The organism is Gardnerella rara (genome assembly GCF_055452355.1).
The window spans coordinates 135,116-160,822 of the sequence record NZ_JBVBJP010000001.1; the positions used below are offsets into that span (position 1 = coordinate 135,116).

The 25,707-nt window shown below is 41.9% G+C and carries 20 protein-coding genes; 19 read left to right on the plus strand and 1 reads right to left on the minus strand.

Translation table 11 applies throughout. From position 1 onward, the window contains the following. The first annotated feature begins 148 nt into the window (after window positions 1–148). The 6 genes from pyrB (at window position 149) to pyrE (ending at window position 6,731) form a co-directional block, all read left to right on the plus strand. Window positions 149–1,375: an aspartate carbamoyltransferase gene (gene pyrB / locus ACZ0NX_RS00545; protein WP_060786645.1), complete on the plus strand. Its 1,227-nt coding sequence runs from the start codon at window positions 149–151 to the stop codon at window positions 1,373–1,375. A 75-nt stretch (window positions 1,376–1,450) separates the two neighbouring features. Next, entirely contained in the window at window positions 1,451–2,863 is a 1,413-nt protein-coding gene (locus ACZ0NX_RS00550; protein WP_464404917.1) for a dihydroorotase, read from the plus strand. A 63-nt stretch (window positions 2,864–2,926) separates the two neighbouring features. Then, entirely contained in the window at window positions 2,927–3,961 is a 1,035-nt protein-coding gene (pyrF, locus tag ACZ0NX_RS00555; protein WP_464404919.1) for an orotidine-5'-phosphate decarboxylase, read from the plus strand. Window positions 3,962–4,081: 120 nt separating this feature from the next. Next, on the plus strand, window positions 4,082–4,966 hold the full coding sequence (locus ACZ0NX_RS00560; protein WP_464404921.1) for a dihydroorotate dehydrogenase electron transfer subunit: 885 nt from the start codon (window positions 4,082–4,084) through the stop codon (window positions 4,964–4,966). Window positions 4,967–4,976: 10 nt separating this feature from the next. Further along, window positions 4,977–5,960: a dihydroorotate dehydrogenase gene (locus ACZ0NX_RS00565; protein ID WP_060786649.1), complete on the plus strand. Its 984-nt coding sequence runs from the start codon at window positions 4,977–4,979 to the stop codon at window positions 5,958–5,960. A gap of 78 nt (window positions 5,961–6,038) precedes the next feature. Then, a complete protein-coding gene (gene pyrE / locus ACZ0NX_RS00570; protein WP_464404923.1) occupies window positions 6,039–6,731 on the plus strand; it encodes an orotate phosphoribosyltransferase in 693 nt (230 codons plus the stop codon). A gap of 95 nt (window positions 6,732–6,826) precedes the next feature. On the opposite strand, the gene ACZ0NX_RS00575 is transcribed toward pyrE, so the two are convergent. Next, entirely contained in the window at window positions 6,827–9,397 is a 2,571-nt protein-coding gene (locus ACZ0NX_RS00575; RefSeq protein WP_464404925.1) for a BspA family leucine-rich repeat surface protein, read from the minus strand. A gap of 196 nt (window positions 9,398–9,593) precedes the next feature. Here ACZ0NX_RS00575 and ACZ0NX_RS00580 point away from each other — a divergent pair, with 196 nt between their 5' ends. From ACZ0NX_RS00580 to whiA, 13 genes are all read left to right on the plus strand, one after another. Further along, a complete protein-coding gene (locus ACZ0NX_RS00580; protein ID WP_464404927.1) occupies window positions 9,594–10,574 on the plus strand; it encodes a hypothetical protein in 981 nt (326 codons plus the stop codon). Between the two features lie 120 nt (window positions 10,575–10,694). Further along, window positions 10,695–11,258 carry an elongation factor P gene (gene efp, locus ACZ0NX_RS00585; protein WP_004111770.1) on the plus strand — a complete coding sequence of 188 codons (564 nt, stop codon included), beginning with the start codon at window positions 10,695–10,697 and terminating at the stop codon, window positions 11,256–11,258. Between the two features lie 29 nt (window positions 11,259–11,287). Beyond that, window positions 11,288–11,782: a transcription antitermination factor NusB gene (gene nusB, locus ACZ0NX_RS00590; RefSeq protein ID WP_415695691.1), complete on the plus strand. Its 495-nt coding sequence runs from the start codon at window positions 11,288–11,290 to the stop codon at window positions 11,780–11,782. Window positions 11,783–11,943: 161 nt separating this feature from the next. Further along, complete coding sequence (gene carA / locus ACZ0NX_RS00595; RefSeq protein WP_060786654.1) at window positions 11,944–13,158, plus strand: glutamine-hydrolyzing carbamoyl-phosphate synthase small subunit; 1,215 nt, start codon at window positions 11,944–11,946, stop codon at window positions 13,156–13,158. Window positions 13,159–13,187: 29 nt separating this feature from the next. Continuing rightward, window positions 13,188–16,583, plus strand: coding sequence for a carbamoyl-phosphate synthase large subunit (gene carB, locus ACZ0NX_RS00600; protein ID WP_464404929.1), 3,396 nt, complete (start codon window positions 13,188–13,190; stop codon window positions 16,581–16,583). A gap of 3 nt (window positions 16,584–16,586) precedes the next feature. After that, window positions 16,587–17,486 carry an orotidine-5'-phosphate decarboxylase gene (gene pyrF / locus ACZ0NX_RS00605; RefSeq protein ID WP_060786656.1) on the plus strand — a complete coding sequence of 300 codons (900 nt, stop codon included), beginning with the start codon at window positions 16,587–16,589 and terminating at the stop codon, window positions 17,484–17,486. A 112-nt stretch (window positions 17,487–17,598) separates the two neighbouring features. Then, window positions 17,599–18,213 carry a guanylate kinase gene (gene gmk, locus ACZ0NX_RS00610; RefSeq protein WP_060786657.1) on the plus strand — a complete coding sequence of 205 codons (615 nt, stop codon included), beginning with the start codon at window positions 17,599–17,601 and terminating at the stop codon, window positions 18,211–18,213. A gap of 107 nt (window positions 18,214–18,320) precedes the next feature. After that, entirely contained in the window at window positions 18,321–18,605 is a 285-nt protein-coding gene (rpoZ, locus tag ACZ0NX_RS00615) for a DNA-directed RNA polymerase subunit omega (RefSeq protein WP_060786658.1), read from the plus strand. Between the two features lie 106 nt (window positions 18,606–18,711). Then, a complete protein-coding gene (gene metK, locus ACZ0NX_RS00620) occupies window positions 18,712–19,938 on the plus strand; it encodes a methionine adenosyltransferase (RefSeq protein ID WP_464404932.1) in 1,227 nt (408 codons plus the stop codon). A 16-nt stretch (window positions 19,939–19,954) separates the two neighbouring features. After that, window positions 19,955–22,411: a primosomal protein N' family DNA-binding protein gene (locus ACZ0NX_RS00625; protein WP_464404934.1), complete on the plus strand. Its 2,457-nt coding sequence runs from the start codon at window positions 19,955–19,957 to the stop codon at window positions 22,409–22,411. A gap of 43 nt (window positions 22,412–22,454) precedes the next feature. After that, window positions 22,455–23,591, plus strand: coding sequence for a shikimate dehydrogenase family protein (locus tag ACZ0NX_RS00630; protein WP_464404936.1), 1,137 nt, complete (start codon window positions 22,455–22,457; stop codon window positions 23,589–23,591). 113 nt (window positions 23,592–23,704) lie between these two features. Further along, the gene (gene rapZ / locus ACZ0NX_RS00635) at window positions 23,705–24,553 is read left to right on the plus strand and encodes an RNase adapter RapZ (RefSeq protein ID WP_464405146.1); all 849 of its coding nucleotides are present in this window, start codon (window positions 23,705–23,707) and stop codon (window positions 24,551–24,553) included. A gap of 185 nt (window positions 24,554–24,738) precedes the next feature. Beyond that, window positions 24,739–25,677: a DNA-binding protein WhiA gene (gene whiA / locus ACZ0NX_RS00640; protein WP_464404938.1), complete on the plus strand. Its 939-nt coding sequence runs from the start codon at window positions 24,739–24,741 to the stop codon at window positions 25,675–25,677. Window positions 25,678–25,707 lie beyond the last annotated feature (30 nt).

Genomic DNA, 25,707 nt, shown 5'->3' on the forward strand with positions numbered 1-25,707 from the left:
TTCAATTTTTGCATTTAATTGTTGCATTTTGTGGTAACGAATATACGCCACTCCGAATCGCATATTCGTCAATGATAATCAGTAAAATCGTGGAGGTCGCGCACAATCGCGGCCGTTTGCCAACTAGCGAAAGGTAAGCGGTTCTATTATGACGAACGCATTTTCTGATTCTTCCAATCAAGTTTTTTCTCGTTGCGCAATTGCTCAATCGTTAGCAGGCAAAAGCGTGGTTACTTTAGACGATATTTCCACAGCACAAATACGAATGCTTTTAGATAAAGCGCGATACATTGATTCGCACAGAAAAGAAGTGGCCCACACTTGCGATGGCAGAGTGTTGGCCACTCTTTTTTATGAGCCGAGTACGCGCACACGATTAAGCTTTGAAACAGCAATGCTTCGCTTAGGCGGCAAGGTGATTGGCTTTGCAGGCGCTCAGCTTTCTAGCGCAAGCAAGGGAGAAACAGTTAGCGACACGTTAAGAGTGGTGTCAAACTATGTAGACGTTGTAGCAATGCGTCACCCTAAGGAAGGCGCCGCTTTTGTAGCAACGCAAGCTGTGAGCACGCCAGTAATTAATGCTGGAGACGGCGGCCACATGCATCCTACACAAACCCTTGCAGATTTGGCAACTATTCTTGCGCGATTTGGCAGGCTTAACAATTTAACAGTTGGGCTTTGCGGAGACTTAACGTACGGCCGCACAGTTCACTCGCTTATTGAAACTTTGTGCCGTTTTGGAAACGTTCATTTTGTGCTGATTAGTCCAGACGAGCTTAAAACTCCGCAATATGTTATTGATCGCATAAATGCAACCGAATCGTGCTCTTACGAAGAAACTCGCGACTTAATGGAAGTGATTGGCAGCTTGGACGTGCTTTACATGACTCGCGTGCAAGAAGAGCGTTTTACAGACAGAGATCAATATTTGCGACTTAGAGATACTTACATTTTGACGGAAGAAAAATTGCAAAAAGCAAAGCCTAATACGGCTGTTCTTCACCCACTTCCTAGAATTAATGAGATTGCGGTTGACGTTGACGCGGATCCTCGTGCGGCATACTTTGAGCAGGTTAAAAATGGTATGCTTATGCGAATGGCGTTAGAAAGCTCGGTTCTTGGAGATGAGCTTTTGGGCTATGAGCCAACAGATTTTGTGAACGTTCCTAAAGACGAATCGCAAGCTTACGATGCCAGTGGAATTTCGCTGGCTAATCCTCGTGTTCATAAAGAAGATAAGAATGCGCCTAAAGATCTTAAATGCCCTAATATTCGTTGCATAACAAATAGCGAATTAACATTAGTCAAAAAGTTCTATAAGGATGATTCTGGCTCAAATGTGTATCGCTGCTTGTATTGTGACGAAGCGGCATAAGCTGATTAGAATTTGGCATAAAATAATCTAAAATAATTTAAAATAACTTAAAACCTTGAGCGAACTAGGAGTAACATGAATAACTCTCGAACCTTAACTTTGCAAAATATTGCAGTTTGGGATACTAGCGAGCGCATCGATTTAATCGTAGATGGTGTGCGTCAAGATGCTTTAATAGAGCCAAATGCGCGGATTGATGGCGAAATTGATGCAAGCGATTGGATTGTTGCTCCTGGTTTTGCCGATCCACACGTGCATTTTAGGGATCCTGGGCAAACAGATAAGGAGACGATGACAACTGGCGGCAATGCGGCTGCTGCAGGTGGCTACACGCAGGTTTTGATTATGCCAAATACGATTCCTGCAGTTGACGGCGAGCCTTGGAATGATGCTCCTTTTGATGTAGAAAATGTGATTGATTACTTGCAAAGATACGGTTGTATCTACGGCGTAAAACTGCCAGTTCGCTACGATTTAAGCGTTTGTGCATCTGTTGGCAGAAGTGGACTTGAGCCTAGCAATGTTAATCTGTGGAAAAAGTATGTTCCTGGAGTCGAAGATAGTCAAAAAACGTCTCCAATGAAGAAGCATCCTGTAACTGCTATTAGCGACGATGGTGCTGCGGTTCCAGAGCCGATTTTGCAAGACGTTCTAAAAATCGCAAAGCAAACGGGCTTGCCTTTTGTTGAACATTGCGAGCATCATGATTCTGGTTCTGTAAACGAAGGGCCAGTGGCTAAAATTTTAGGCGTTGGCGGAATTCCTGCTTCTACGGAACTTGCGATTGTTAAGCGAGATATTGATGCTGCAAGAGTTAGCGGCGTTCATGTTCACTTCCAGCATGTGAGTACTGCGGCTGCGTTTGAGGCAATTCGCAAAGCAAAGAAGGAAGGTTTGCCCATTACTTGCGAAACAGCTCCGCACTATGTTGCTCTTTGTGATGAAGATGTTTTAAAGTATGGCGCTAATGCAAAAATGAATCCTCCGCTTAGATCTAAAGCAGATAGGCAGGCGACTCTTGCTGCAATCGCAGATGGAACTATAGACATGATTGCAACGGATCATGCTCCGCACACAGCTGCAGATAAGGCTGGCGATTTTGCGAGCGCACCTAATGGCATTATTGGCCTAGAATGTGCTTATGCGGTTTGTAGAAAAGTTCTTGTGGAGGCAGGTTATACAGACGATAAGCATTTAATTGAACTCATGTCTGTTAATCCTAGACAATTAATGAGTAGGCGTTCTACAGATATTTCGGCTTTGCTAAATGTTTCTTCCAAATGTGCAATTAGGCGCACGTTGCGATTAAGCAACACGGAGCACCCAGAAAACGTTGACTTAGTGCTGATTAACATGAGTGAAAAGTGGAGTGTAGATTCGAACTTGTTCCATTCGAAAGCTAGAAATACGCCATTTGATGGATGGCAATTAAAGGGCAGGCCAGTGGCAACTATTATTGGATCGCAAATTGCGTTTTCTAGAATGTAGTTACGTATTTAATCAAGCATATTTGTAAGTTGTAGTTGTAAAAATATAGATAATGGGAGCAAAATGGACGAGTTAGTAGAGGCGATTGGCGCAAAGCAAAATCCTACGGTTGTTGGCTTAGACCCAAAGCCTGGTATTTTGCCTGCGCAAATTTTAAGCGGCTTAGCAGATGAAGTTTTGCAAGAGGTGGAAAGTGAAGAGGCTTTGCCAACTTTGCTTGCTGCTGCCTATTTTGAGTTTAATCGTGCAATTATTGATGCGATTTGCGATATTGTTCCAGCTGTTAAGCCACAAATTGCAATGTACGAGGCACTTGGTCCTGCTGGAATCGACACGTACACAATGACTTGCGATTATGCTAAATCCAAAGGTTTAATCGTTATTGGAGATGCAAAGCGTGGAGATATTGGCTCTACTGCAGGCCAGTATGCGGCACATTTGCGAGGTTTTGCTAATCTTGATTCGTATTTTAAAGATGATTCTTATAATTTTGACGAGTCTTTGGTTAATCTTCTAAAAACTGCTAGCGCCAAGGATTTTTGGCATGAGGATTCGCTTACCGTAAATCCATATATGGGTTCGGATGGCGTTGAGCCTTTTATAAACGAAGCAATTGCGCGCAATAAAAGCATTTTTGTGCTTTTGCGCACATCTAATCCTTCTAGCAAAGAGTTGCAAGAGCTTGTTGTGGAAGACAATAGGCCACTTTACGAGCATGTTGCTGAGTTGATTGAAAACTGGGGTGCTTCAAACGTTGGAAATCACGGATATTCTAGAGTTGGAGCAGTGGTCGGAGCAACGCATCCGCAAGAAGGCCAGCATTTGCGCGAAATTATGCCACATACTTTCTTTTTGGTCCCAGGCTACGGAGCGCAAGGCGGAACAGCTCAAGATGTTGCTGGAATGTTTGATAAAGATGGAAGTGGTGCTATAGTAAACTCTTCTCGCGGGATTATTGGCTCTTGGAAGAATTGCGAATCGTATAAAAAGCATGAATCTTCGATTTCTTTAGATGACATTCTAGATATTGTTGCAGATTCTTCTGCTCGCGCGGCTATTAATATGCGAGATGATTTACGTCAGGCGGTTTATAGGTGAATATAGCTAAATAAATGTGAATATAATCTATAAATAATAACAAGTTACAAATTACAAGCGAAAATACATAAATAAAGCTAAACAAATAAAGTTACACACTAAACAAGATAGGGCAAATACATGAGAGATGGCATGTTTATTCAAACTCAAAAATCTTCCAGAAGCGTTACAACTACGCTGAGTGAAAGCTCTTTTGACTATTCGAATGAGGAGTCCAGCAAGCCCAAATATAGCCGTCTTTTAGGAAGGCGCCCAATAGAAGTGCTTGATAATCAAAAGCTTGACGAAGGTGTGTACCGCTTAGTTTTACGCGATGATGCTATTGCTAAAACGGCAACTCCTGCGCAATTTGTTAACTTGTATTCCCCAGATTCTACAACTATGCTTCCTCGGCCATTTGGCGTTGCAAGCGTTGATGGAGATACATTTACTCTTATTTTTGCTGTGATTGGTAAGGGCACTGCCGAGTTTGCGCAGCTTAAAGCAGGAGATACTGTAGACGCTTTAGGACCATTAGGATTGGGCTTTGATATTTCTAAGCCGGCTCACTATGTTCTTGTAAGCGGAGGATTAGGTGTTCCTCCTTTGATTTGTGCGGCGCAGGCTATTTCAAAGAATAAGAATTGCAAGGTTACGGCAGTTCTTGGATACAGAGATAATCATTTTGCTGACTCATTTATGAAGGAATACGTTGATAACGTTTATAGCATTAGCAATACGCAAGGTACGGTTATTACTTTGCTTAATGAGCTAGAGCAAGAAAATCATTTTGATTTTAATGGCGATTTGCCTACTGTTATTCTTTCTTGCGGGCCAATGCCAATGATGAAAGCTGTAGCTCATTGGGCACATAAGCGTAATGTTAAATGTCAGCTAAGCTTAGAAGCCAGAATGGGTTGCGGATATGGCACTTGTGTTGCTTGTGTTGTAGACACATTAGAAGGAAGACTTAAGGTTTGCAACGAAGGCCCAGTATTTGACTCACAGAGATTGGGATGGGAATAAAGGAAAGAATATGAGCAACGAAACAAATAACGCTTTAGAAAACGCGAAAAATAATGCGCAAAATCTTGGATTTGACACAAGCCACGTTTGGAAGCATTCAACTAAAGTTGCAGGCGTTGAGTGGAAAAACATGGTTGGAACAGCTTCTGGAACGTTCCAGCTTGCAGCTTGCGCGCACTTTTACGATGTAAGCCAGCTTGGAGCAATTTGCACTAAGGGAGTTTCTCCAGTTCCGTGGCAAGGAAATCCTGCTCCGCGCACTGCGGAATCGCCTTCTGGAATGGTAAATGCTGTTGGCTTGCAAAATCCTGGAGTTGACCACTATTTGGTAGACGAGTTGCCGAAGTTAAAAAAGCTTGGAGCGCTTGTGATTACTAACGTTGCTGGCCACAGTGACGATGATTATGCTCAAGTTGTTGAAAAGCTTGCGGATTCCTCGGCAGACATGCTGGAGATTAATGTTAGCTGCCCGAATGTAACTCATGGTGGCATGAGTGTGGGAACAGACCCTGTGGCTCTTCATCGCTTAATTAAGCGACTTCGCGCAATGACAAACAAGCCAATGATTGTAAAAATGACGCCAAATGTTACAGATATTGTATCGATTTGCAAGGCTGCTGTTGATGCTGGTGCAGACGCTCTTAGCATGATTAATACTTTGGTTGGTTTGCGTATTGATATTAAAACGGGCGAGCCGATTATTGCAAACCGAACGGGCGGTGTTTCTGGCCCTGCAATCTTCCCAATTGGGCTTGGATTTGTTTGGCGAGTTCGTCAAGCTATGCCAGATATTCCAATCATTGGTATTGGAGGCATTGATTCTGGAGAGAAAGCTTTGGAATACTTGTATGCTGGCGCTAATGCTGTAGAGGTAGGGGCTGCGGCTCTTGTGGATCCTACTGCTCCAATTCGCATTGCGCGCGAGTTGGATGATTTGCTTGATTCTAGGCCAAAGCTTGCGTCTTTGCTTAAAGAAGGCAAAACTTGGCGCTAATAACTTGGCGCTAATAAGTAAAAATAAGTAAATAGGATTTGCTAATAAGGTTTTACTAAATTTAATAAGGAGAATATTATGGCACAATTACACGAGGATTTTACAAAGTTTTTGCTTGATTCAGGCGCACTTAAATTTGGTGATTTTACGCTTAAGTCTGGTCGCCAATCGCCTTACTTTATTAACGCTGGAGCTTTTGATGACGGCAGTAAAATCGCTTCTCTTGGCGATTATTACGCTCAAAGAATTGTTGCTGCAATCAAAGATGGTGTTCTTTCTAGCAATATCGACACGGTTTTTGGTCCTGCATATAAAGGTATTCCTTTGGCTGTTTCTACGTCTATTGCTTTAACTAATAATTACAATATGCCAGTTGGTTTTACTTTTGATAGAAAAGAAAGAAAAGACCATGGTGACGGCGGAATGATGGTTGGAAAGCCGCTAAAAGACGGTATGAAAGTGCTGCTAGTTGACGACGTTATGACTGCTGGAACCGCAGTTCGAGAAGTCTTGCCAAAGCTTAAAGCAGAAGCAGATGTGGAAGTTGTTGGCTTGATTTTGGCAGTGGATAGAATGGAGCGCACTAAAGATAGTGAGCTTTCTGCAGTAAAAGCTGTAGAGCAAGAGTTTGGATTCCCAGTGCTTCCAATTGCAAACGTTCGTGAGATTTTTGATGCTGCTAAGAGCATTAGTAATTCAAACGGCGAAGCTGTAATGAATCAGCAGTTGGCAGATCGCGCTGCTAAATATCTTCTTCAATATGGCGCTTAAGTATGGCGCTTAATAAAAAATCTTAAAATTTTCCGCAAAATGTTGCAAAACACGGTGTGTAGTACAACATTTTGCGGAAAATTATTGCAAATGTTTTAGTTTTTCTTTAAAACAAAGGTTGCAATTCCAGCAATTGCAACAACAAATACAGCTAATGCACCAATCATTAGTACATTCGTATTCTTATTTGAAGAAGCTGGTTTTGCACTAGAGCTGTTATTTTTTAGTGCGCTCTTCTTTTTGTTTACGCTTTTGCTTGAATCTTCATCTTTAGAATTGTCTTCCTTAGAATCATTTTCTTTAGAATCATTGCTTTGCAAATCTTTGGAATCAGCCTTATTGCTGCTTGAGTTGCTGCTTGGCTCGGTCTGCTTCTTATTTTCTGCAGTTTTATTGGCGATTTCTGCTTTGTAAGAAGTATCCTGATTTTCTTGTTGCGATTGAGCTGATTCTGCAACCTTAGTTTCTTCAGCCTTAGGTTCTGCAACATTAGATTCTACAACCTTCTGTGGTTGTGCAGCGTATGTTTTTGCAGCAGCACTAGCTTGATAATAACTGCTATAACTGTAGTCATTTTGATTGAACGCAGCTAATAATCTATATAACCTGAGCAAACTGTAACCAGAATCAGAATCCAAATTAGATTCAGAATCCGAATTAGAATCCGAATTAGAGTCTAAAGATTCATCTGCACTAGGCTCAACAACGCTTGGATCTTCTGTTTGAGTGCTTTGAGTTTTAACAGTTGTTTTAACAGTCAAATTAAAATCTTTACTTAAATCAAGATTTTTTAAATCTGAGCCAAAATCAGAGTCACCATTGTTCCAAGCCGTAACTATTTCATCTTGTAAGCCAAGTAGTGTAGCTAATTTTTTGTTTGCATTTTCTTTATCTAGATTTCGGAAATCAACTATTTTGCTGTCTTTATCTTGGCAATTAACAATTGCATCAACAAAATTATTCTTTCCATTTGTATTAACCAAGCAACTAATACTAGCATCGCCGTGCTTTATTGCAGCCATAAAGTATCCGCGCAAGAATCTTCTAGGGGTCTTTTCTTTGTCTGCTTTTGCGTTATTTTCTATTAATTCTTTTGCACTATTTGAGAATCCATCTTGTTTAATGCGAAGATTTCCATCTTGTGCGCTTGCTTCTTTCCAAATATCAGTAAGTGCCGAAAGATTTGTTTGCTTAAGATCCACTCCAGATGGAATAGTAATATCATCGATTTTGCTGCCGCCAAACATGTTCCTAACGCCGTTATTTGATGAACCAGTTTGACCATTAAGAGCCTGCGTTAAATCCCAATTAGAAATATCTAGCGAAGTTACCGAAGACTTTGCAAACATATCGTTCATATCTGTTGCGCTAGAAGTGTTCCATTTTTCGATTCCTGGTATTTGCGTTAAATTAGTAGTATTTGAAAATGCTTTTCCCATATTCCAAACATTTTTTGTATCCCAATTTTCTAAGCCAGTTATCTTTTTAACGCCACTGTTTTCAAAAAGGCCAATAATGTTTCCAACATAAGAAGTTTTCCATTTTCCAAGATTAGCTTCTTTAAGTGAGGTTGTTCCAGTAAACATTCTGCCAATGTCGTTAGTGTTGCTAATATCCCAATTTTCAAGCGCTTTAATGTCTTCTAGCTTGTTGGCGTTCATAAACATTCTTCCCATTGAAGCAAGATGGTCGTTTGTAAACACTTCTAGGCCTTCGGTAGTTGTTAATCCGCTTTCTGCAAACATTCCAGTTGCTTCATCGCAGTAGGTGTTGTCCCAAGTAATTCCCTTAACGTTTGAAAGATTCTTTGCTTGGTAGAACATGTTGCTCATATGATGAACATTGCGAGTTTTAAAGTTTCTAATGCCGTCTGCAGATTCAATTGCGCCGCCTTCAAACATGCTAGTCATGTCTGTAGCGTTGCTAGTGTTCCACTTTTCGTCTAGTCCGTGAACTGTGCGCAAATTTTTTGTGTTTCTAAACATTAGCTGCATGTTTTCAACGTGGCTAACATCCCAGTTAGATATTGGATTTATGCTGCTTATTCCGCTATCTTCAAACAGGCTGCTCATATCTGTTACGCGGCTTGTATCCCAGTCTTTAGTGCCATTAATGTTTTTTAACTTAGGTGTTGAAGAAAACATTCCAGACATATCTTCTACATTAGAAGTGTCAAATAAATCCAAATTGTTTATTGTTTCTAGATTTGCAAAGTTTGAAAACAGCTTGCTAGCACCGTTTCCTAGTTGGATTTTTCCAGCATTTTCAGTTTGATCGCCTGATTGAACAATATTTATGACTTTGACTTTAGATGTATCAAGATTTACGCCATCTGGATTGTTATTATTAGACGAAATAATCTTTTCAATTGAGCCAGATGCAAAATCTGTTCCGTTAATTTTTGATATTTCAAGAGTATTAGTGGATTCGTCAAACTTCCACTTTAGCCCAGTAGGAGTTGGGTCAAAGAATCCCCGATATTTTGCTTCATGCCAAGTGTTTAGTGTGTTTTCTTTGTTTTCTTTGTTTTCTGGATTAGTCGCAACAGATTCCTTTTGCTGCGTTGACCCTGTGTTTAATTCTTCGCTAGCAATGGCTTGCTGAGCTGGTATTAATGAGCAAATCATTGCTGCACATGCGCAAGATGCGAATATATGTTTCTTCATGGTTTTCCTCTGGGTTAATCATGTGTATGTTCGTTCTTGTTCGAACGTGTTCAGCATATCAACGCATATGAACAAAGAAAAGAAGTTATGTTAATTTATGTTCTTTTTTTGTAAATATAATTATAAATTGATGTTTTGTAATTATGCTTTTATATGTAGCTAAAAAATATCAAAAGTTTGTAATAATCTTCATAATATGGAAGACAATGATGATAGATATCAAACGACTAGCGATTTGGATTCTTTTAGCAATCCTGCGCAATACGAGCAAGAAAATATTTTTGGATCATCTGACAATGATTTAAATAGCTCGTTGCTAAGTGACAAAAAAGCTATTGTTGCTATTATCTGCGCATCTCTTATATCAATTGGGGTTATTTTTGGATTATGGTTCTTCTTATTTGCAAACAACGCTAAACCTAAGCTGAGCATAAGTGAGCCATCTAAAAATTGTGTGCAATTGCGCAAAAAAGTAATCTCCGCCAAAGAAAGTCTTAAAAAAGTTATATCTAGCCAAATTGTTAAAAACGCTTCCAACATAAAATCTTCCGACTTTGACGACGATTTTGACATTGCCAAAGATGCGGTAGACGATTTTGAGTCTTCGTTAAATTACGCCAATGACGACTTAAATGAAGATATTCCACAATGCCCAGTTGGTGCGGATTCTTACGATTCTCCAACTGTTGAAAATAAGCTTTCAGACAAATTGGATTCCTTGCGTAAAGATTCTAAATCTGTTAAGCAATCTGCCGAACATTTGATAAAAACTAGTAGAACTGCTTTTAGTGATCAATTGTTGAATCTTGTTAAAAAAGCTAGAGAGCTTGTAGAGAAAGCTAAAAAGTCGCCTATTTTAGCTGTTGCTTCTCAAAGTCTAGAAAATGCTATTAATGATGCTGGTAATGCTCTTGCTAAAAGCAGCAATAATTATAAAGAGTTAAAGCAGTCTTATCAAAAAATAAAAGCTGTTATAGGCCAGTGCGAAGAAAAAATTAAGAAAATAGCTGATAGTCTTTTAAATAGAGATGCAAATAAGAACGAGAATATAGATACAAGTAGAGATGGCAATGGATACCCATTAGATGCGCCTCATAATCAAGATGAAGATGGTGGATATGAGCCTATGGGCAGGGGAGAAAATCCAGAGTCATCGCAACAAAACAATCAACAGTAATTGACTAATTGCATTAAATAAGCATCTATATTTTAATTAGTTGACGCTTTGTGGCATAATAGGCAAGGTTTATTTCTTAGCTGCATTGCAGCTTTAATTAGCGAAAGAAACGGATAACTCGTGGCACAGACTACCAATGATATTAAGAATGGATCGGTTTTGAACCTTGACGGTCAGCTTTGGACCGTTGTTAAGTTCCAGCACGTAAAGCCAGGCAAGGGTCCTGCTTTCGTTCGTACCACCATTAAAAACGTGCTCTCGGGCAAGATTGTCGACAAGACTTTTAACGCCGGCATGAAGATGGAGTTCGAGACCGTTGATAACCGCACTTTGCAGTATTCCTACGAAGACGGCGATAACTTCGTGTTTATGGATATGACCACCTACGATCAGGTGTATATTCCTAAGGTTTTGGTTGGCGAACAGAGCAAGTATCTTCTTGAAGGAACTGACTGCATTGTTAGCTTCCATGATGGCACTCCTTTGAGCGTAGAACTTCCAGCTTCCGTAATTTTGACCATTACTCACACTGAGCCAGGCTTGCAGGGCAACCGCTCTAATGCTGGTACTAAGCCTGCAACAGTTGAAACTGGTGCTGAAATTCAGGTTCCACTCTTTGTTGGCGAAGGCGAAAAAGTTAAGGTCGATACTCGTGACGGCTCTTACCTTGGTCGCGAAAACTAATAGAAACTTATAAAAAGAAGGACGTTACTATGGCACGCTCCACTGCTCGAAAGAGGGCATTGAACACCCTTTATGAGGCAGACGAGAAAAGTCAGAATATTCTTTCTTTACTCGACGAACGTTTGAAAGAGCCAGGCGCGCAAACTCCTCTTCCAGATTATGCAGTTGACATTATTCGAGGAGTAGGTGAGCGTAGAAACAGAATTGATAAAACCTTAAATCGCTATTCAACAGGCTGGAAAGTTGGAAGAATGGCGGTTATTGATCGCAATATTTTGCGCATTGCTGTTTGGGAGATTCTTCTAAACGATGAAGTGCCAGATAAAGTTGCGATTGATGAGGCGCTTGCTCTTTCTAAGATATATAGTGACGATGAAGCAATCACCTTTATTCATGGTCTTTTGAGCGCAATTGTTTTAGACAAAGACGCTTGCTTGGCTAAGTTTAATGGTGAATCTGGGGAATCTGACGATTCTAGTGATTCTAGTGAATCGCAAGAAAGTGATTCTTCTAGTTCTAACTAAAACTTAGATTTGGCTTCTAGTTCTACAAAGTAGTCGTAAAATACGTTAATCCGCTTGCTTAAAAAGTAGGCGGATTTTTGTTTTGCAATCTATCGGCGCGTCGCCGTCCGACAATCTGAGTAGACTTGCCACGAATAACCTAAAGCCATAAGGGGGTTAAGGTGGGCTATAACGACACCTTCGCCGGATTCGGCACTGATGATGCAGTATTAGTATTGGAAGACGGGCAGGTTTACGTTGGTAAACCATTTGGCGCAAAAGGTTCTACACGCGCTGAAATCGTGTTTTCTACTGGAATGACTGGTTACCAAGAAACACTTACCGATCCAAGCTATGATCAACAAATAGTGGTTCAAACGTTCCCACACATAGGAAACACTGGAATAAACAACGAAGACCCAGAATCTTCAAAAATATGGGTTGCGGGGTACGTGGTAAAAGCTCCAAGCCCTAATGTTAGCAATTGGAGAGCCACTGGTTCATTGGAAGATGATTTAGAAAAACAAGGTATTGTAGGAATCAGTGGTATTGATACAAGAATGCTGGTACGACATTTACGCTCAGTTGGCGTTATGCGTGCTGGCATTTTTTCTAATGATGCACTTATAGATAAAACCACCGGCGCAATTCGTACGGTTGCATCTTTTGTAAATGAGATTAAACAGACTCCTCAAATGCAAGGCTTGCGACTAACCGACGAAGTTAGCACAAAAGAGACGTATACAATTGAGCCTTGTGGAGATTATGAAGGCAAAGAGCCGCTTTACACCGTTGTAGCAGTGGACTTTGGTATAAAAGCAATGACTCCTCATCGCTTGGCTCAGCGTGGCTGCCGAGTACACGTTGTAAGCTCCTCAATAAGCTTTGAGTCGCTTCAAGCGCTTAACGCAGATGGCGTGTTCTTCTCGAATGGCCCTGGAGACCCTGCTCAGGCAAATCGCGAAGTGGAATTATTGCGTAATGTGCTAGACGCGGGCTACCCGTTCTTTGGAATATGCTTTGGAAACCAGTTGCTTGGCCGAGCGCTTGGATTTGGAACGTACAAGCTTAAGTTTGGTCACCGTGGCGTAAATCAGCCTGTAAAAGACGTGACCACTGGAAAAGTGGAAGTTACGGCTCACAATCATGGTTTTGCTGTAGATGCTCCTATTGGCGAGACTGTTGAATCGCCTTACGAAAATGGCCATTTTGGTCGCGTAATAGTGTCTCACGTAGATCTTAACGACAATGTTGTAGAAGGTTTGCAATGCCTTGATATTCCAGCTTTCTCTGTGCAATATCACCCAGAAGCAGCCGCAGGACCTCACGATGCATCGTACTTGTTTGACCGCTTTGTAGAACTTATGCAAAATCACAAGAATAAGAGCGAAAAATAGTAGGTATAAAGGGATAAAAGGAATTTATAATGCCAAAACGTGCTGATATTAAGTCTGTAATGGTGATTGGTTCTGGCCCAATTGTAATTGGTCAGGCTGCAGAATTCGATTATTCGGGAACGCAGGCTTGCCGAGTGCTTCACGAAGAGGGAATCCGCGTAATCCTTGTAAACTCTAATCCAGCTACGATTATGACGGATCCAGAACTTGCGGATGCAACATACATTGAGCCAATAGACACAGCAATCTTAGAGCGCATTATTGCTAAAGAGAAGCCAGATGCGCTTCTTCCAACATTGGGCGGCCAGACGGCATTAAATGCTGCAATGGATTTAGGCAAAGCAGGAATACTAAAAAAGTACAATGTGGAGCTTATTGGCGCATCTCTTGAAGCAATTGACCGTGGCGAAGATCGTGAGCTTTTTAAGAAAGTCGTAGAAAAAGCTGGAGCAGAAAGCGCAAAATCTTTTATTGCTCACTCAATCGAAGAAGTAGATAAAATCGTTGAATCGCTTGGATATCCAGTAGTAGTACGCCCAAGCTTTACAATGGGCGGCTTAGGCTCTGGAATTGCTCACAATAAGGAAGAATTACACCGAATTGCGGGAGCTGGAATCCATTATTCTCCAACAGACGAAGTGCTTATTGAAGAAGGCATTGAAGGCTGGAAGGAATTTGAGCTGGAGCTTATGCGAGACTCCAAAGACAACGTTGTTGTTGTTTGCCCAATCGAAAATGTTGACCCTGTAGGCGTTCACACGGGCGACTCGATTACAGTTGCACCTTGCTTTACGCTAACAGATCGCGAGTATCAAAAGATGCGCGATATTGGCATTGCGATTATTCGAGGCGTAGGCGTTGATACAGGCGGATGCAATATTCAGTTTGCAATCAACCCTAAGACTGGTCGCATAATCGTAATCGAAATGAATCCTAGAGTTTCGCGCTCTTCGGCTCTGGCATCTAAAGCAACTGGATTCCCGATTGCAAAAATCGCTACAAAACTTGCGCTCGGCTACACTTTGGATGAAATTCAAAACGATATTACGCGTTCAACTCCTGCAAGCTTTGAGCCAACAATCGACTACGTTGTAACTAAGATTCCACGTTTTGCATTTGAAAAATTCCCTGGAGCAGATACTACGCTTACAACTTCTATGAAGTCAGTTGGCGAGGCGATGGCTTTGGCTGGAAACTTCCAGGAGTCTCTTGGAAAAGCAATGCGCTCAATCGACAAGCGCCACGCGTGCTTTAACTGGGATGGCGAGCGCCCGAGCAAAGAAGAAGTTAATAGACTTCTTGAAGAAATGCATACGCCAACAGAGCATCGCTACTTGCAAATTCAGCGAGCTCTTTGGGGTGGAGCAACTCCAGAGCAGATTTTTGCGGCAACAAAGATTGACCCGTGGTTTGTTGAGCAGCTTTCGTTAATTAACAAAACGGCATTAGAGGTTCGTGAAGCAGAAAATTTGACACCAAAAGTCTTGAAGAGCGCTAAGCTTGCAGGCCTTTCGGATGTTCAGATTGCGCATTTGCGTAACCTTGGCGACGAAGGCGAGAACATGGTTCGCGAGCTTCGTTGGGCGTATGGATTGCATCCTGTTTACAAAACGGTTGACACTTGCGCTGCAGAGTTCGATGCTGTAACGCCTTACTACTATTCTTGCTACGCTCAAGAAAGTGAACTTAAGCCGCGCAATCGCGAAGCTGTGATTATTCTTGGATCTGGTCCAAACAGAATTGGCCAGGGTATTGAGTTTGACTACACGTGCGTGCACGCTGTGCAGGAATTGGGCAAGGATTACGACACCATTATGGTTAATTGCAATCCTGAAACGGTTTCTACAGACTACGATATGTCGGATCGTCTTTACTTTGAGCCTCTTACTTTCGAAGACGTGCTTGAGATTTATCAAGCAGAAAAGAAGCTTGGCCCAGTTAAAGGTGTGATTGTGCAGCTTGGTGGTCAAACTCCACTTTCGCTTGCGGCTCGTCTTAAAGCTGCCGGAGTTCCAATTTTGGGCACTACTCCTGAGGCCATTGATTTGGCGGAAAATCGTGAGCTTTTTGGCGAGGTTCTTCGTCAAGAAGGCATGAACGCTCCGCGATACGGCACGGCTTTAAGCCTTGAAGAAGCTAAAGATGCTGCTCACGCAATCGGTTACCCTGTTCTTGTGCGACCAAGCTACGTGCTTGGTGGGCGAGGAATGGAAATCGTGTATGACGATGCTCAGCTTGCAAAATACGTGGATCGCGCTTTGCAAGAAGCTCGAGCAGATACCGTTGTGTCTGGCCGCTTGCCTTCGCCTCTTTTGATTGATAAGTTCCTGCAAGACGCTATTGAGATTGACGTTGATGCTCTTTACGACGGCAATGAGCTTTATATTGGCGGCATTATGGAGCATGTTGAAGAGGCTGGTGTGCACTCTGGCGATGCTGCTTGCACGCTTCCTCCAAGCACGCTTTCCGACGATCAAATTCGCCGTCTTAGGGAGGGCACGCTTTCGATTGCTCAAGGCTGCTCGGTTCGCGGTCTTATTAACGTGCAATACGCTTTTATGGCAAACACTTTGTATGTAATTGAGGCAAATCCTAGAGCGTCTAGAACTGTTCCGTTTGCTTCTAAAGCTACAGGTGTTGCTCTTGCTAAAGCTGCTGCTCGAATTATGGCTGGAGAGACAATTGCACAGCAGCGAAAGCGCGGGCTGCTTCTTCCAAAGGGAGATGGTGGAGATATTCACCCAGGCCAGCAAGTTGCGATTAAGGCTTCTGTACTTCCATTTAAGCGTTTCCGCACGCCTGTTGGTCGCACAGTTGACATTTTGCTTGGCCCAGAAATGCGCTCTACTGGAGAAGTTATGGGCTTTGACCGTGACTTCCCGCATGCTTTTGCCAAGAGTCAGCTTGCTGCATACAAGGGCGGTTTGCCTACAAGCGGCAACGTGTTTGTGTCGGTAAGCGATGCGGATAAAAGGCAATTGCCTCTTCTTGCAGTGCGTCTTGTGGAGCTTGGATTTACAATTTGGGCTACAGAAGGTACAGCATCTGTGCTTCGCCGCTACGGCATTGATTCCGTGATTGTTGACAAGCTTTCAAGCCAAGGCGACACGGCGAAGGATGTACGAAATGCTGAGACTGCTCACGAAAGAATCGGCAAAAACGTGGTTGAGCTGATTGAAAATGGTAAGATTGACATGGTGTTAAACACGCCGAATTCCAGAGGGTCGCGTACGGATGGTTATGCTATTCGTGCAGCTGCTGTTGCAGCAGACCTTCCGCAGTTCACTACGATTACGGAGTTTGCACCAGTTCTTATGGCTATAGAAGCCGTTAAGAACAACGATTACCAGGTGATGAGCATTCAGGAGCATGCCAAGCAACTGTTTGCAATCGAAAAGGCAGAAAACGAAGAAAGTCGGGCTTAATACATGACCGAAAGCATACGAGAGCAGGAACTGCAGGCGCAAAGATCTGATTTTGGATTGCGTCTAAAAAACGCTATGGCAAAGTATGGGCCATTATGCGTTGGCATAGATCCACACCGCAAAATGCTGCTTAATTGGGGATACAATATGGACGCTCAAGGAGCAGAATTGTTCTCCATGCGTATGCTTCAAGCCATGAACGGCAGGGCTGCTGCCGTAAAATTCCAATCAAGCATGTTCGAGCGCTACGGGTCTAAGGGATTTGCGGCGCTCGAGCGAGTGCTTTATGCTGCAAGGCAAATGGACGTAATCACTATTGTTGATTGCGGTCACGGCGGGTTGTCTACAACAATTTCTGCTCTAGCAGACGCTTATTTTAAGCCTGGAGCACCTCTTCTTACAGATGCAATTACACTTCTTCCGTATTACGGCGCTAGGTCTATGGGCGGGCTTATTAATGAAGCTCTTAATAATGGCAAGGGCGTATTTATTGCTTCTTTAACGTCTAATCGAGAAGGCGCAAGCTTGCAAACAGCAATTCGCCAAACGGGTTCCTATCGAGGCACAACTGTTGCTCACGGTATTGCTCAAACTGCGCAAACTTTTAACAACAATACAAAAGGCATGGGTTCTGTTGGATTGATTGTTGGAGCAACTATTGGCGATTGGATGAATGGCGGTGGAATAGACTTAACAAGTTTTACTGGCCCTATTCTTTCGCCAGGCTACGGCTGGCAAGGTGCGGAGGCTAACGACTTAAAAACCGTTTTTGCAGGCACTCACGGAAACGTTTTGGTAACAGTTTCTAGGTCCATTGCTTCGCATGGGCCAGATATTGGAGCATTATCTGCTGCAACCGAACGAATTGCGTGGGATATTCGTCAAGCTTTGATGGATTCTTAAACTGTTAAAACTGTTTATGGGTATCTTATAATGCTTTTATAAAGTTTTTTCGATGTTAAAGTATTGTTAGAGCTTTAATAAAAATTGTAAGAACGATTTAAGTGAGTCAGATATGATTAGTACAGACGAGAATCAGGGTGTAACCGCCAAAAAAAGGCGATTAATTGTTCTTACCGGCCCTACTGCTGCTGGAAAAGGAACAGTCGAGGGGTTTTTGCGCGAAAAACACCCTAATATCTGGCTTTCTGTTTCTGCAACTACTCGTAAGCCTCGCTATGACGAGTTTAATGGCATTCATTATTGGTTTATTGACGAAGAAGAGTTTGCTAGAAGGCAAAAGAACGGTGAATTCTTAGAGACGGCTCTTGTTCATGGAATGGCTCATTATGGCACTCTTCTTAAGCCTGTTTTAGATCACCTTGCGCAGAATGTTCCAACTCTTCTAGAGATTGATCTTCAGGGAGCTAGACGAGTAAAGCAGGAATCTTCTAGACTCGGCCTAGAAGTGGTATATGTATTTATTGCGCCTCCTAGCTTCGAGGAGCTTAAGCGCCGTCTTATTGGCAGGGGAACAGAAACACCACAGCAGCAAGCTAAGCGATTGCAAACCGCAAAAGTAGAAATGGCTGCTGCAAGTGAGTTTGATTTTGTTATTGTTAATGATGATGCTCAAAGAGCAGCGGATGAACTTTGGAAGATAATCGCTAAAGAATACGATTTAGATTAATTTAGATTAATTTCGGTTAATTTAGATTTGCGTTTTAAATATCCGCGCAATGGCTTATAATAGGCTTTTTGGAAACTATTGTGGCACCATAGAATATGGAGAACATTATGGCATTGGGCACTAAGCCAACACCTACTGGACTTGCAAATCCGCCTATTGATGATTTAATGCAGCATGCGGATTCCAAGTATGCGCTTGCCTTGTTTGCCGCAAAACGAGCACGGCAGATTAATTCTTATTTCACACAGCTTAACGAGGGATTGTTGCAAAACGTTGGTCCTCTTGTTGAGTACAGAAACCAAGAAAAGCCTCTTTCTATTGCATTCCGTGAGATTAACAAAGGTTTGTTGGTAGAAAATCTTGGTGAAGATGATGTGAACGAAGGAAACTAAGTTTTCTTTCTGTTTGATTGCAGCCGTATTATCCGTGCGCTTACGATTGCGTGTTGGGTATGCGGCTGCGATTGTTTTAATGCACTTGATTTATTAAAGGGGAATTATGGAAGAGTCTAAACTTATTTCTGCAGAATCAGTTACGGAAGGTCATCCAGATAAGCTTTGCGATCAGATTGCAGATGCAATTTTAGACGATATGCTTCGTCAAGATTCTCATGCACATGTTGCGGTGGAAGTATGTGCCTGCGTAGGTCAATTTGTTGTTTTTGGTGAGGTTAGGGGAGAAGTCTACACAGATATTCCTGGAATCGTAAGAAAAGTTGTGCGCGAAGTTGGTTACAACAGTTCTTCGGTTGGCCTAGATGCTGATTCTTGCGGTGTAATGGTTTCGCTAACTGAGCAAAGCGCAGAGATAAATCAGGGTGTTTCTAGATTAGATTTAGAATCCGAAAGCTTAGCGTCTAAAGAAGAACGCTATAAGAGCCAAGGAGCAGGCGACCAAGGCGTTATGTTTGGCTACGCTAGCGACGAGACAAACACTTATATGCCTCTTCCAATCTATCTTGCTCATCAGCTTGCTCAGCGATTGGCGTATGTTAGAAAATCTGGGATTGTGCCAAATCTTAGGCCAGATGGTAAAACGCAGGTAACAATCGAATATAACGAAAATCTAGAGCCTACTCGATTAGATACTGTTTTGATTTCCACTCAGCACAATCCAAGCGTAAGCGTTGATTGGCTTAGAGAACAGCTTGTTAAAAATGTTGTAGAGCCTGTTCTTAGTAAAGTCTTAGAAAATCGCGTTGATTATAGCGATTACAGAATGCTTGTAAATCCTACCGGGTCGTTTGTTTTAGGTGGGCCTGCTGCAGATTCTGGTTTAACTGGCAGAAAGATTATTGTAGACACTTATGGCGGAGCTGCTCATCATGGCGGTGGAGCGTTTTCTGGAAAAGACCCAAGCAAGGTAGATAGATCTGCAGCATACGCTGCGCGCTGGGTTGCTAAAAATCTTGTCGCTGCAGGTTTGGCTCATAAAGTAGAAGTGCAGGTCGCATACGCGATTGGAATGGCGGATCCTGTTAGCATAAACGTAGAAACATTTGGAACCGAAGCCAATGGAATCACACGTTCGGATATTTCTAAAATCGTTCGCAAAGTCTTTGATTTGCGCCCAGCTGCAATTATAGACGAGCTTGATTTGCTTCGCCCAATCTACTCAAAAACTTCTGCATATGGTCATTTTGGTAGAACCGATGTTGAGTTTCCTTGGGAAGCGTTGAATCGCGTTGAACAGATTAAAAATGAGGTAAAATCGTTAAAAAACTGATTGAAAAGGTGTGTTAATGCTTGATCAGCCAACACTTCAGCCATCTTTAGATGGATTAGCGCAAAAGCCGCGTAGAAAAAAGAAAGCTGGCATAACGCCAACTCCAGCGGATAATTGTGCTATTGCACATGTTGTGTTAGACGTTCAAGCATTGCATCTAGGTAAAACATTCGACTACATTGTTAGCCAATCGCAAGACGAAGACGCAAAGCCTGGTGTTATGGTTCGCGTAAAGTTTGGGGCAAGACGCGTTAATGGAATCATTTGGAGTAGAAGCGATTCAAGCGAAACGCCAAAATCTTCCCTAAAATTTATTGAAAAGATTATATCGGGCGAAAAAGTTGCGTCTAAATCTTTTATGCAAGATATTTCATCAATTGCAGAAGCTTATGGCGGAACTAGGGCAAATATTATTCGTCTGGCATTGCCAAAAAGAATTGCTGGCGTAGATAAAGAGAATTTTTTAGACGATATTCACATGTCTAAAAGGCAAAAATGGACTAACGATTTTTGTAAAAGCCTAAAATCTACAGATGACTACAAAGCTATGCAATATAGCGGATCGGAAAATCTTACAAAAACAACCGATGACCGTATGCTTGCGTCTTACAAAAACGCGGATTTATTAAAGCAAGCGCTAGAAAACGTTCAAAAACCTTATTATTTACATTCTAAAGATGATTTTACGCTAAATACAACGAATAATTGCAAAGCTTTTCTTGTAGATGCTTTACCAGGCGCGTTTCGCTGGGCTCAAGATTTAGCGTGGATTATTGCAACCGCTATAAGCGCAGGTCGTCAAGTTGCTGTTGTTTTGCCTACTATTCGAGAAGTAAGCGATGTTATGCGCTCGCTTATGGCTTATGGTCTTAAACCTTATAAAAAGTCACAAAATTCTAATGGCGCTTTAAGTGGTGATGTTGCTAGGCTTTGTGCTTATGATTCTCCAGCAGATAGGTATAGAGCGTGGAGAGCTATAGAAAAGGGCATTGTTCCGTGCGTTTTAGGAACAAGATCTGCAATGTATGCGCCAGTTGAGCGGCAAGCGCTTTTTGTGATTGTAGAAGATAGCGCATATCAGTATGCAGACGGCATGATGCCTTATGCGCAAGCTAGAGGCGTTATGCGTTTGCGTGCAAAAAATCATGGTGGCGTATTTGTTTCAATGTCTTTTGCAAGAAGCGTTATTAGTCAAAGCGAAGTTGAAAACAAAAAATTAGCGCCTACTGTTAGCGGATCTTTGGTAGAAGTTACGCCTTTTAAGTCTGTTGTTCAAAATGCAAGTCCGTGGGTTCGTCTTTTGAATTCAGATAATTTAACTAAAATAAACGACCCAAGTGTTGGCTCTAGAATTCCATACACAGCTTTAGCTGCCATAAGACGAGCATTAGACGCTAAAATGCCTGTTTTGCTTGCCACTTGCCAAGACAGCGCTATTCAAAAAGCTGCGTGTAAAAAGTGCCATTGCATTGCACGCTGTAGTCGTTGCACTGGCCCGCTTGACTTACCTTTAGATGGTTCAGCTCCTAAATGCGCTTGGTGTGGAAGCGTTGCAATAGGCTGGAAATGCCCAAATTGCTCGAGTGCTTCTGGCGCAATTGAAGCTGTTCGAATAGGCGTTAATTTTACAGCTAAAGAAGTGTTTAAGCATTTTAACAATGTTCCGATTATTGTTTCTTCCGCAAAGCAAAAAAGTGGTGTTGTTGAGTGGATTGAGCAAAAGCCAATGATTGTTATTAGCGCTCTTGGCTCGCAACCGCGTGTTTTAAGCAATTCTAAAGATTCTTGCGGGGAATATGGTCTGGTTGTAATTTTAGATGCTTGGGCAAGCCTTTACAGCACGGGATTAGATGCTCGAATAGACACTTTAAACGCATGGATGAAAGCGGCTGCTATGTGCGCTCCAAAAATGAGAGGTGGAAGCGTGCTTATTTTGGGAGAAACTTACGATGTTCTTGCTAAATCGCTAGACGAATGGGATTCTTCTATTCTTTCAAAACAAGAGCTTAAAGAAAGATCGGATGCACTTTTGCCTCCTTGCGTTTGCGTTGCAAGAATATGGGGTTTTAGGAAGGCTGTTGTAGATACTCTTAATGCTATTGGAGCAATGGGTGATTATGCGGGTGAAGATATTGCAAAAGTCGAAAGCAAAAATGGCGATTTATTGGGCGAAAGTCTTCCAATGTTAAAAGTCGAAACTAAATCTAGTGAAGCTGTGGTTTCTAGCGATTCTAGCGAATCCGAATATCTTCCACCTTTGCTTGGCATTGTTCCAATCAAGCCTCCATCAACATTGCACGAGCAGAATTCACAGCGTTTTGAAGAACTAAACGATAGAGTTAAAGCAGTTGTAAGAGTGCCACTAGAATACAGAGGTGAATTAGTTAATCGTTTAAAAAAAGAATGTGCAAAGCATTTTGCAATGAGAAAAAGCGGTGAACTAAAATTTAGCGTAGATCCTAAGGATTTGTAAAATCGCATAAACTTATAAAAGACTTATAAATAAAGAGGTTAAAATGGTTGAAAAATGCTACAATTGCGCGGTTTTGGGCAATCCCATATCGCACTCTTTGTCTCCAGTTTTGCACAACGCTGCCTACAAGGCGTTGGGCTTAAATAATTGGCATTATAGTAAAGAAAAAGTTAGCGAAGAAGACTTAAAAGATTTTATTGCGAATCTTGACGATTCTTGGAAAGGCTTAAGCCTTACAATGCCTCTTAAAAAAACGATTATGAGTCTAGGCGTAGCTTGCGATTATTGGGCAAAAACGCTTGGCGTTGCAAATACTGCTGTGTTTAGTAAAAAGCCATGCTTAGAAAACCCTGAGTCGATTGAGCTTTGCAACACAGACGTAAATGGAATTGTAGTGGCGTTAATACGCTCTTTAAAATCTAAAATATCAAATGCTAAAAGTGCGGTTATTATTGGCAGCGGAAACACTGCGTCTTCTGCAATGGCAGCTTTAATAGAAATTGCGCAAGGCTCAAAATTGAGCAAAGTTAGTGTTATTGCAAGATTACACAGCGATGGTAAAACCGTTAAAGGCGTTAGCAGGTTTAACGATTTAGTAGATAGATATAACTCGGATTTTCCAAATAGCAGAAGAATAGAGCCAGAGAATTTAGAGCTTAAAAATAAAAGCGACTACAAGCCTGTTTGCGGTATAGAATTCCCTGCGATTAATCTTTTGAGTATTGACAATTCACAAGATATAGAAAAATGTGATAAATCTCACATTCTAGAATCTATTCCTTCATTGGATGCAATTGAAGCAATTGCAAACGCAGATATTGTTATAAGCACTGTTCCAGCTCATGTAGCAGACGGATTGGCGCTCGCTTTGTGTGAATATTGCAAAGAAAAGTCAATAAACCATTTAGGAGCTTTGCTAGACGTTGTTTACAGTCCTCGACCAAGCCAGATGCTTAAAGTCTGGAGAAAATACGGCATTGGCATTGGCGGGGAAGAAATGCTTTTGTATCAGGCATTAGATCAAGTAAAACTCATGACTTTTGAGTATAGACATTCAAGTGATTATTCAAGTGATGATTCGAGTGAAGATCTATGCTTAAGCAAACAGCAATCTGACAAGGCTACAGATTACGATTACATATGTAGTTGCATGAAAAAAGCATTGCAGGAGGCATTATGAGCTCTGAGAATGATCTAGAAAAGATGGAATCTCATAATTCCGTTTTTAATTTGCACTCAAAAAATGCTTCATCAATTAATCAAGATACACAAGTTTCAAGTGATTTTGAAGTAATGCTTATTACAGGTATGAGCGGTGCTGGCAGGTCTCATGCTGCAAATGCTTTGGAAGATATGGGTTGGTACGTTATTGATAATCTTCCTCCAAAGCTGCTGATTCCGCTTGTAGATATGATGACATCTTCTGGCTCTAAAGTGCATAAGCTTGCAGCAGTGATTGATGTTCGTTCTAGAGGGTATTTTGACGACCTCTTTGCTGTTTTAGGTCATATAGATGATTTAGGCGTAAAAACTAGAATACTATTTTTAGATGCATCTGATTCTGTGCTTATTAAGCGATATGAGTCTGTACGAAGGCCTCATCCTTTGCAACGTGGCGGAAGACTTATTGATGGCATTTTAGAAGAGCGCGAGCTTTTAAGTCATCTAAAGGATTGTGCAGATATTATTATAGATACTTCTACTCTTAGCATTCATCAGCTTTCAACAAAACTTTACGAAGGCTTGCTTGGAAAAGGCTCTTCTACTGTATCTGTTCACATTTTTAGCTTTGGATTTAAGTACGGAATGCCTATGGATGCCGACTTTGTGGCAGATATGCGATTTTTGCCAAATCCATTTTGGGTTCCAGAACTTAGAGATTTAACCGGCAAAGATAAAGCCGTTAGTGATTATGTTCTTAAAAATCCAGCTGCAATAGAATTCCTGGATTCCTACGAAAAAGCTCTTCTTACAGCAATCGATGGTTTTGCAAAAGAAGATAAGCATTATGTAACAATTGCAGTTGGATGCACGGGTGGTCAACATAGATCTGTTGCCATTAGCATAGAGCTTGCAAGACGATTGAGATTAAGAGGATTGCAGGTTACTGTTTCTGCTAGAGAGATGAGACCTAGAACATAAAATCCATGACTTAATATAATTTCTCTTATAGGCTTATGTAATATAAGAGAAGCGTTAAAAGGTAAAATGTCCAAGTCATTGGGTATCACAGAAAGCCGAGCATGTAGATGTTTTTAGCATCGTGCAATGGCATCGTGCAAGAATCCCAACGCATACTTTAAGAAGAACAAAATAGGAGGTTTCCCTTGGCTCTTCTTGACGACGTAAAGAACGAACTCGTCGCAAATAATAGTGACCAACCAGCGGTTGTTATGGCTCAAGCGGCTGCGATGATGCGTTTTGCTGGCGGTTTAAGGCCAGTTAATAATCAAGCTGTAATTAGAGCGCAGTTTGACTCTCAAAACGCAGCACAGTGGCTTGTAGATACACTTGGGACTTATTTTCAAAGAGAAGCAAAGATTTCTCAAATTTCTCGCCAAACGCCTACTGGTGTTGCTACTCGTTATGAGGTTCTTGTTGATCGAGGAGCCGCAGCTTTAGCGCTGCAATCTGGTTTGCTAGATCGTCGTATGCATATTGTTGCAGGCTTAGCTCCAGAGATTGTTGGAGGAAGCATTGCCCAAATCAAAGCTGCATGGAGGGGAGCGTTTATAGCTCATGGTGCTATATCGGATCCTGGAAAGGCAAGTTATCTAGAGATTGTTTGCCCAACGCACGAAGCTGCAACCGCTTTACAGACTATGGCCGCTCGTTTGGGTGTTGGTGCAAAGGCTCGCAAGGTTAAAAGCTCTGAGCGCGTTACTTTGCGTGATTCAGACGCTATTGAGCGTATGCTTAATCTGATTGGTGCTCCTAGGTCTTCTAGAGAGTGGACAGGCAAGCGTTCAGACGGTGAAGCGCGCGGTAAGGCAAATCGTTTAGCAAACTTCGACGATGCAAATATGCGTAGAAGCGCTAAGGCTGCTGCAGAAGCTTGCGAAAAGGTTCGTCACGCTTTCGACGTTCTTGGAGAAGATATTCCAGAAAATCTTTTGATGGCTGGCAAGTTGCGACTTAAGCACAGCGACGCAAGCTTAGAAGAGCTTGGTCACTTGGCAGATCCTCCAATCACAAAGGATGCTGTTGCTGGCCGTATTCGTAGACTTTTGCAGCTCTGCGCTAAAGTAGAAAAATCTAGAATGTGAATTAACTTTAGTAGCGTCTAATTTTAATCG

Coding starts and splice junctions, on each gene's coding strand:
- pyrB (WP_060786645.1), top strand. CDS start 149: ATGACGAACGCATTTTCTGATTCTTCCAATCAAGTTTTTTCTCGTTGC.
- ACZ0NX_RS00550 (WP_464404917.1), top strand. CDS start 1,451: ATGAATAACTCTCGAACCTTAACTTTGCAAAATATTGCAGTTTGGGAT.
- pyrF (WP_464404919.1), top strand. CDS start 2,927: ATGGACGAGTTAGTAGAGGCGATTGGCGCAAAGCAAAATCCTACGGTT.
- ACZ0NX_RS00560 (WP_464404921.1), top strand. CDS start 4,082: ATGAGAGATGGCATGTTTATTCAAACTCAAAAATCTTCCAGAAGCGTT.
- ACZ0NX_RS00565 (WP_060786649.1), top strand. CDS start 4,977: ATGAGCAACGAAACAAATAACGCTTTAGAAAACGCGAAAAATAATGCG.
- pyrE (WP_464404923.1), top strand. CDS start 6,039: ATGGCACAATTACACGAGGATTTTACAAAGTTTTTGCTTGATTCAGGC.
- ACZ0NX_RS00575 (WP_464404925.1), bottom strand. CDS start 9,397: ATGAAGAAACATATATTCGCATCTTGCGCATGTGCAGCAATGATTTGC.
- ACZ0NX_RS00580 (WP_464404927.1), top strand. CDS start 9,594: ATGGAAGACAATGATGATAGATATCAAACGACTAGCGATTTGGATTCT.
- nusB (WP_415695691.1), top strand. CDS start 11,288: ATGGCACGCTCCACTGCTCGAAAGAGGGCATTGAACACCCTTTATGAG.
- carB (WP_464404929.1), top strand. CDS start 13,188: ATGCCAAAACGTGCTGATATTAAGTCTGTAATGGTGATTGGTTCTGGC.
- pyrF (WP_060786656.1), top strand. CDS start 16,587: ATGACCGAAAGCATACGAGAGCAGGAACTGCAGGCGCAAAGATCTGAT.
- gmk (WP_060786657.1), top strand. CDS start 17,599: ATGATTAGTACAGACGAGAATCAGGGTGTAACCGCCAAAAAAAGGCGA.
- rpoZ (WP_060786658.1), top strand. CDS start 18,321: ATGGCATTGGGCACTAAGCCAACACCTACTGGACTTGCAAATCCGCCT.
- metK (WP_464404932.1), top strand. CDS start 18,712: ATGGAAGAGTCTAAACTTATTTCTGCAGAATCAGTTACGGAAGGTCAT.
- ACZ0NX_RS00625 (WP_464404934.1), top strand. CDS start 19,955: ATGCTTGATCAGCCAACACTTCAGCCATCTTTAGATGGATTAGCGCAA.
- ACZ0NX_RS00630 (WP_464404936.1), top strand. CDS start 22,455: ATGGTTGAAAAATGCTACAATTGCGCGGTTTTGGGCAATCCCATATCG.
- rapZ (WP_464405146.1), top strand. CDS start 23,705: ATGCTTATTACAGGTATGAGCGGTGCTGGCAGGTCTCATGCTGCAAAT.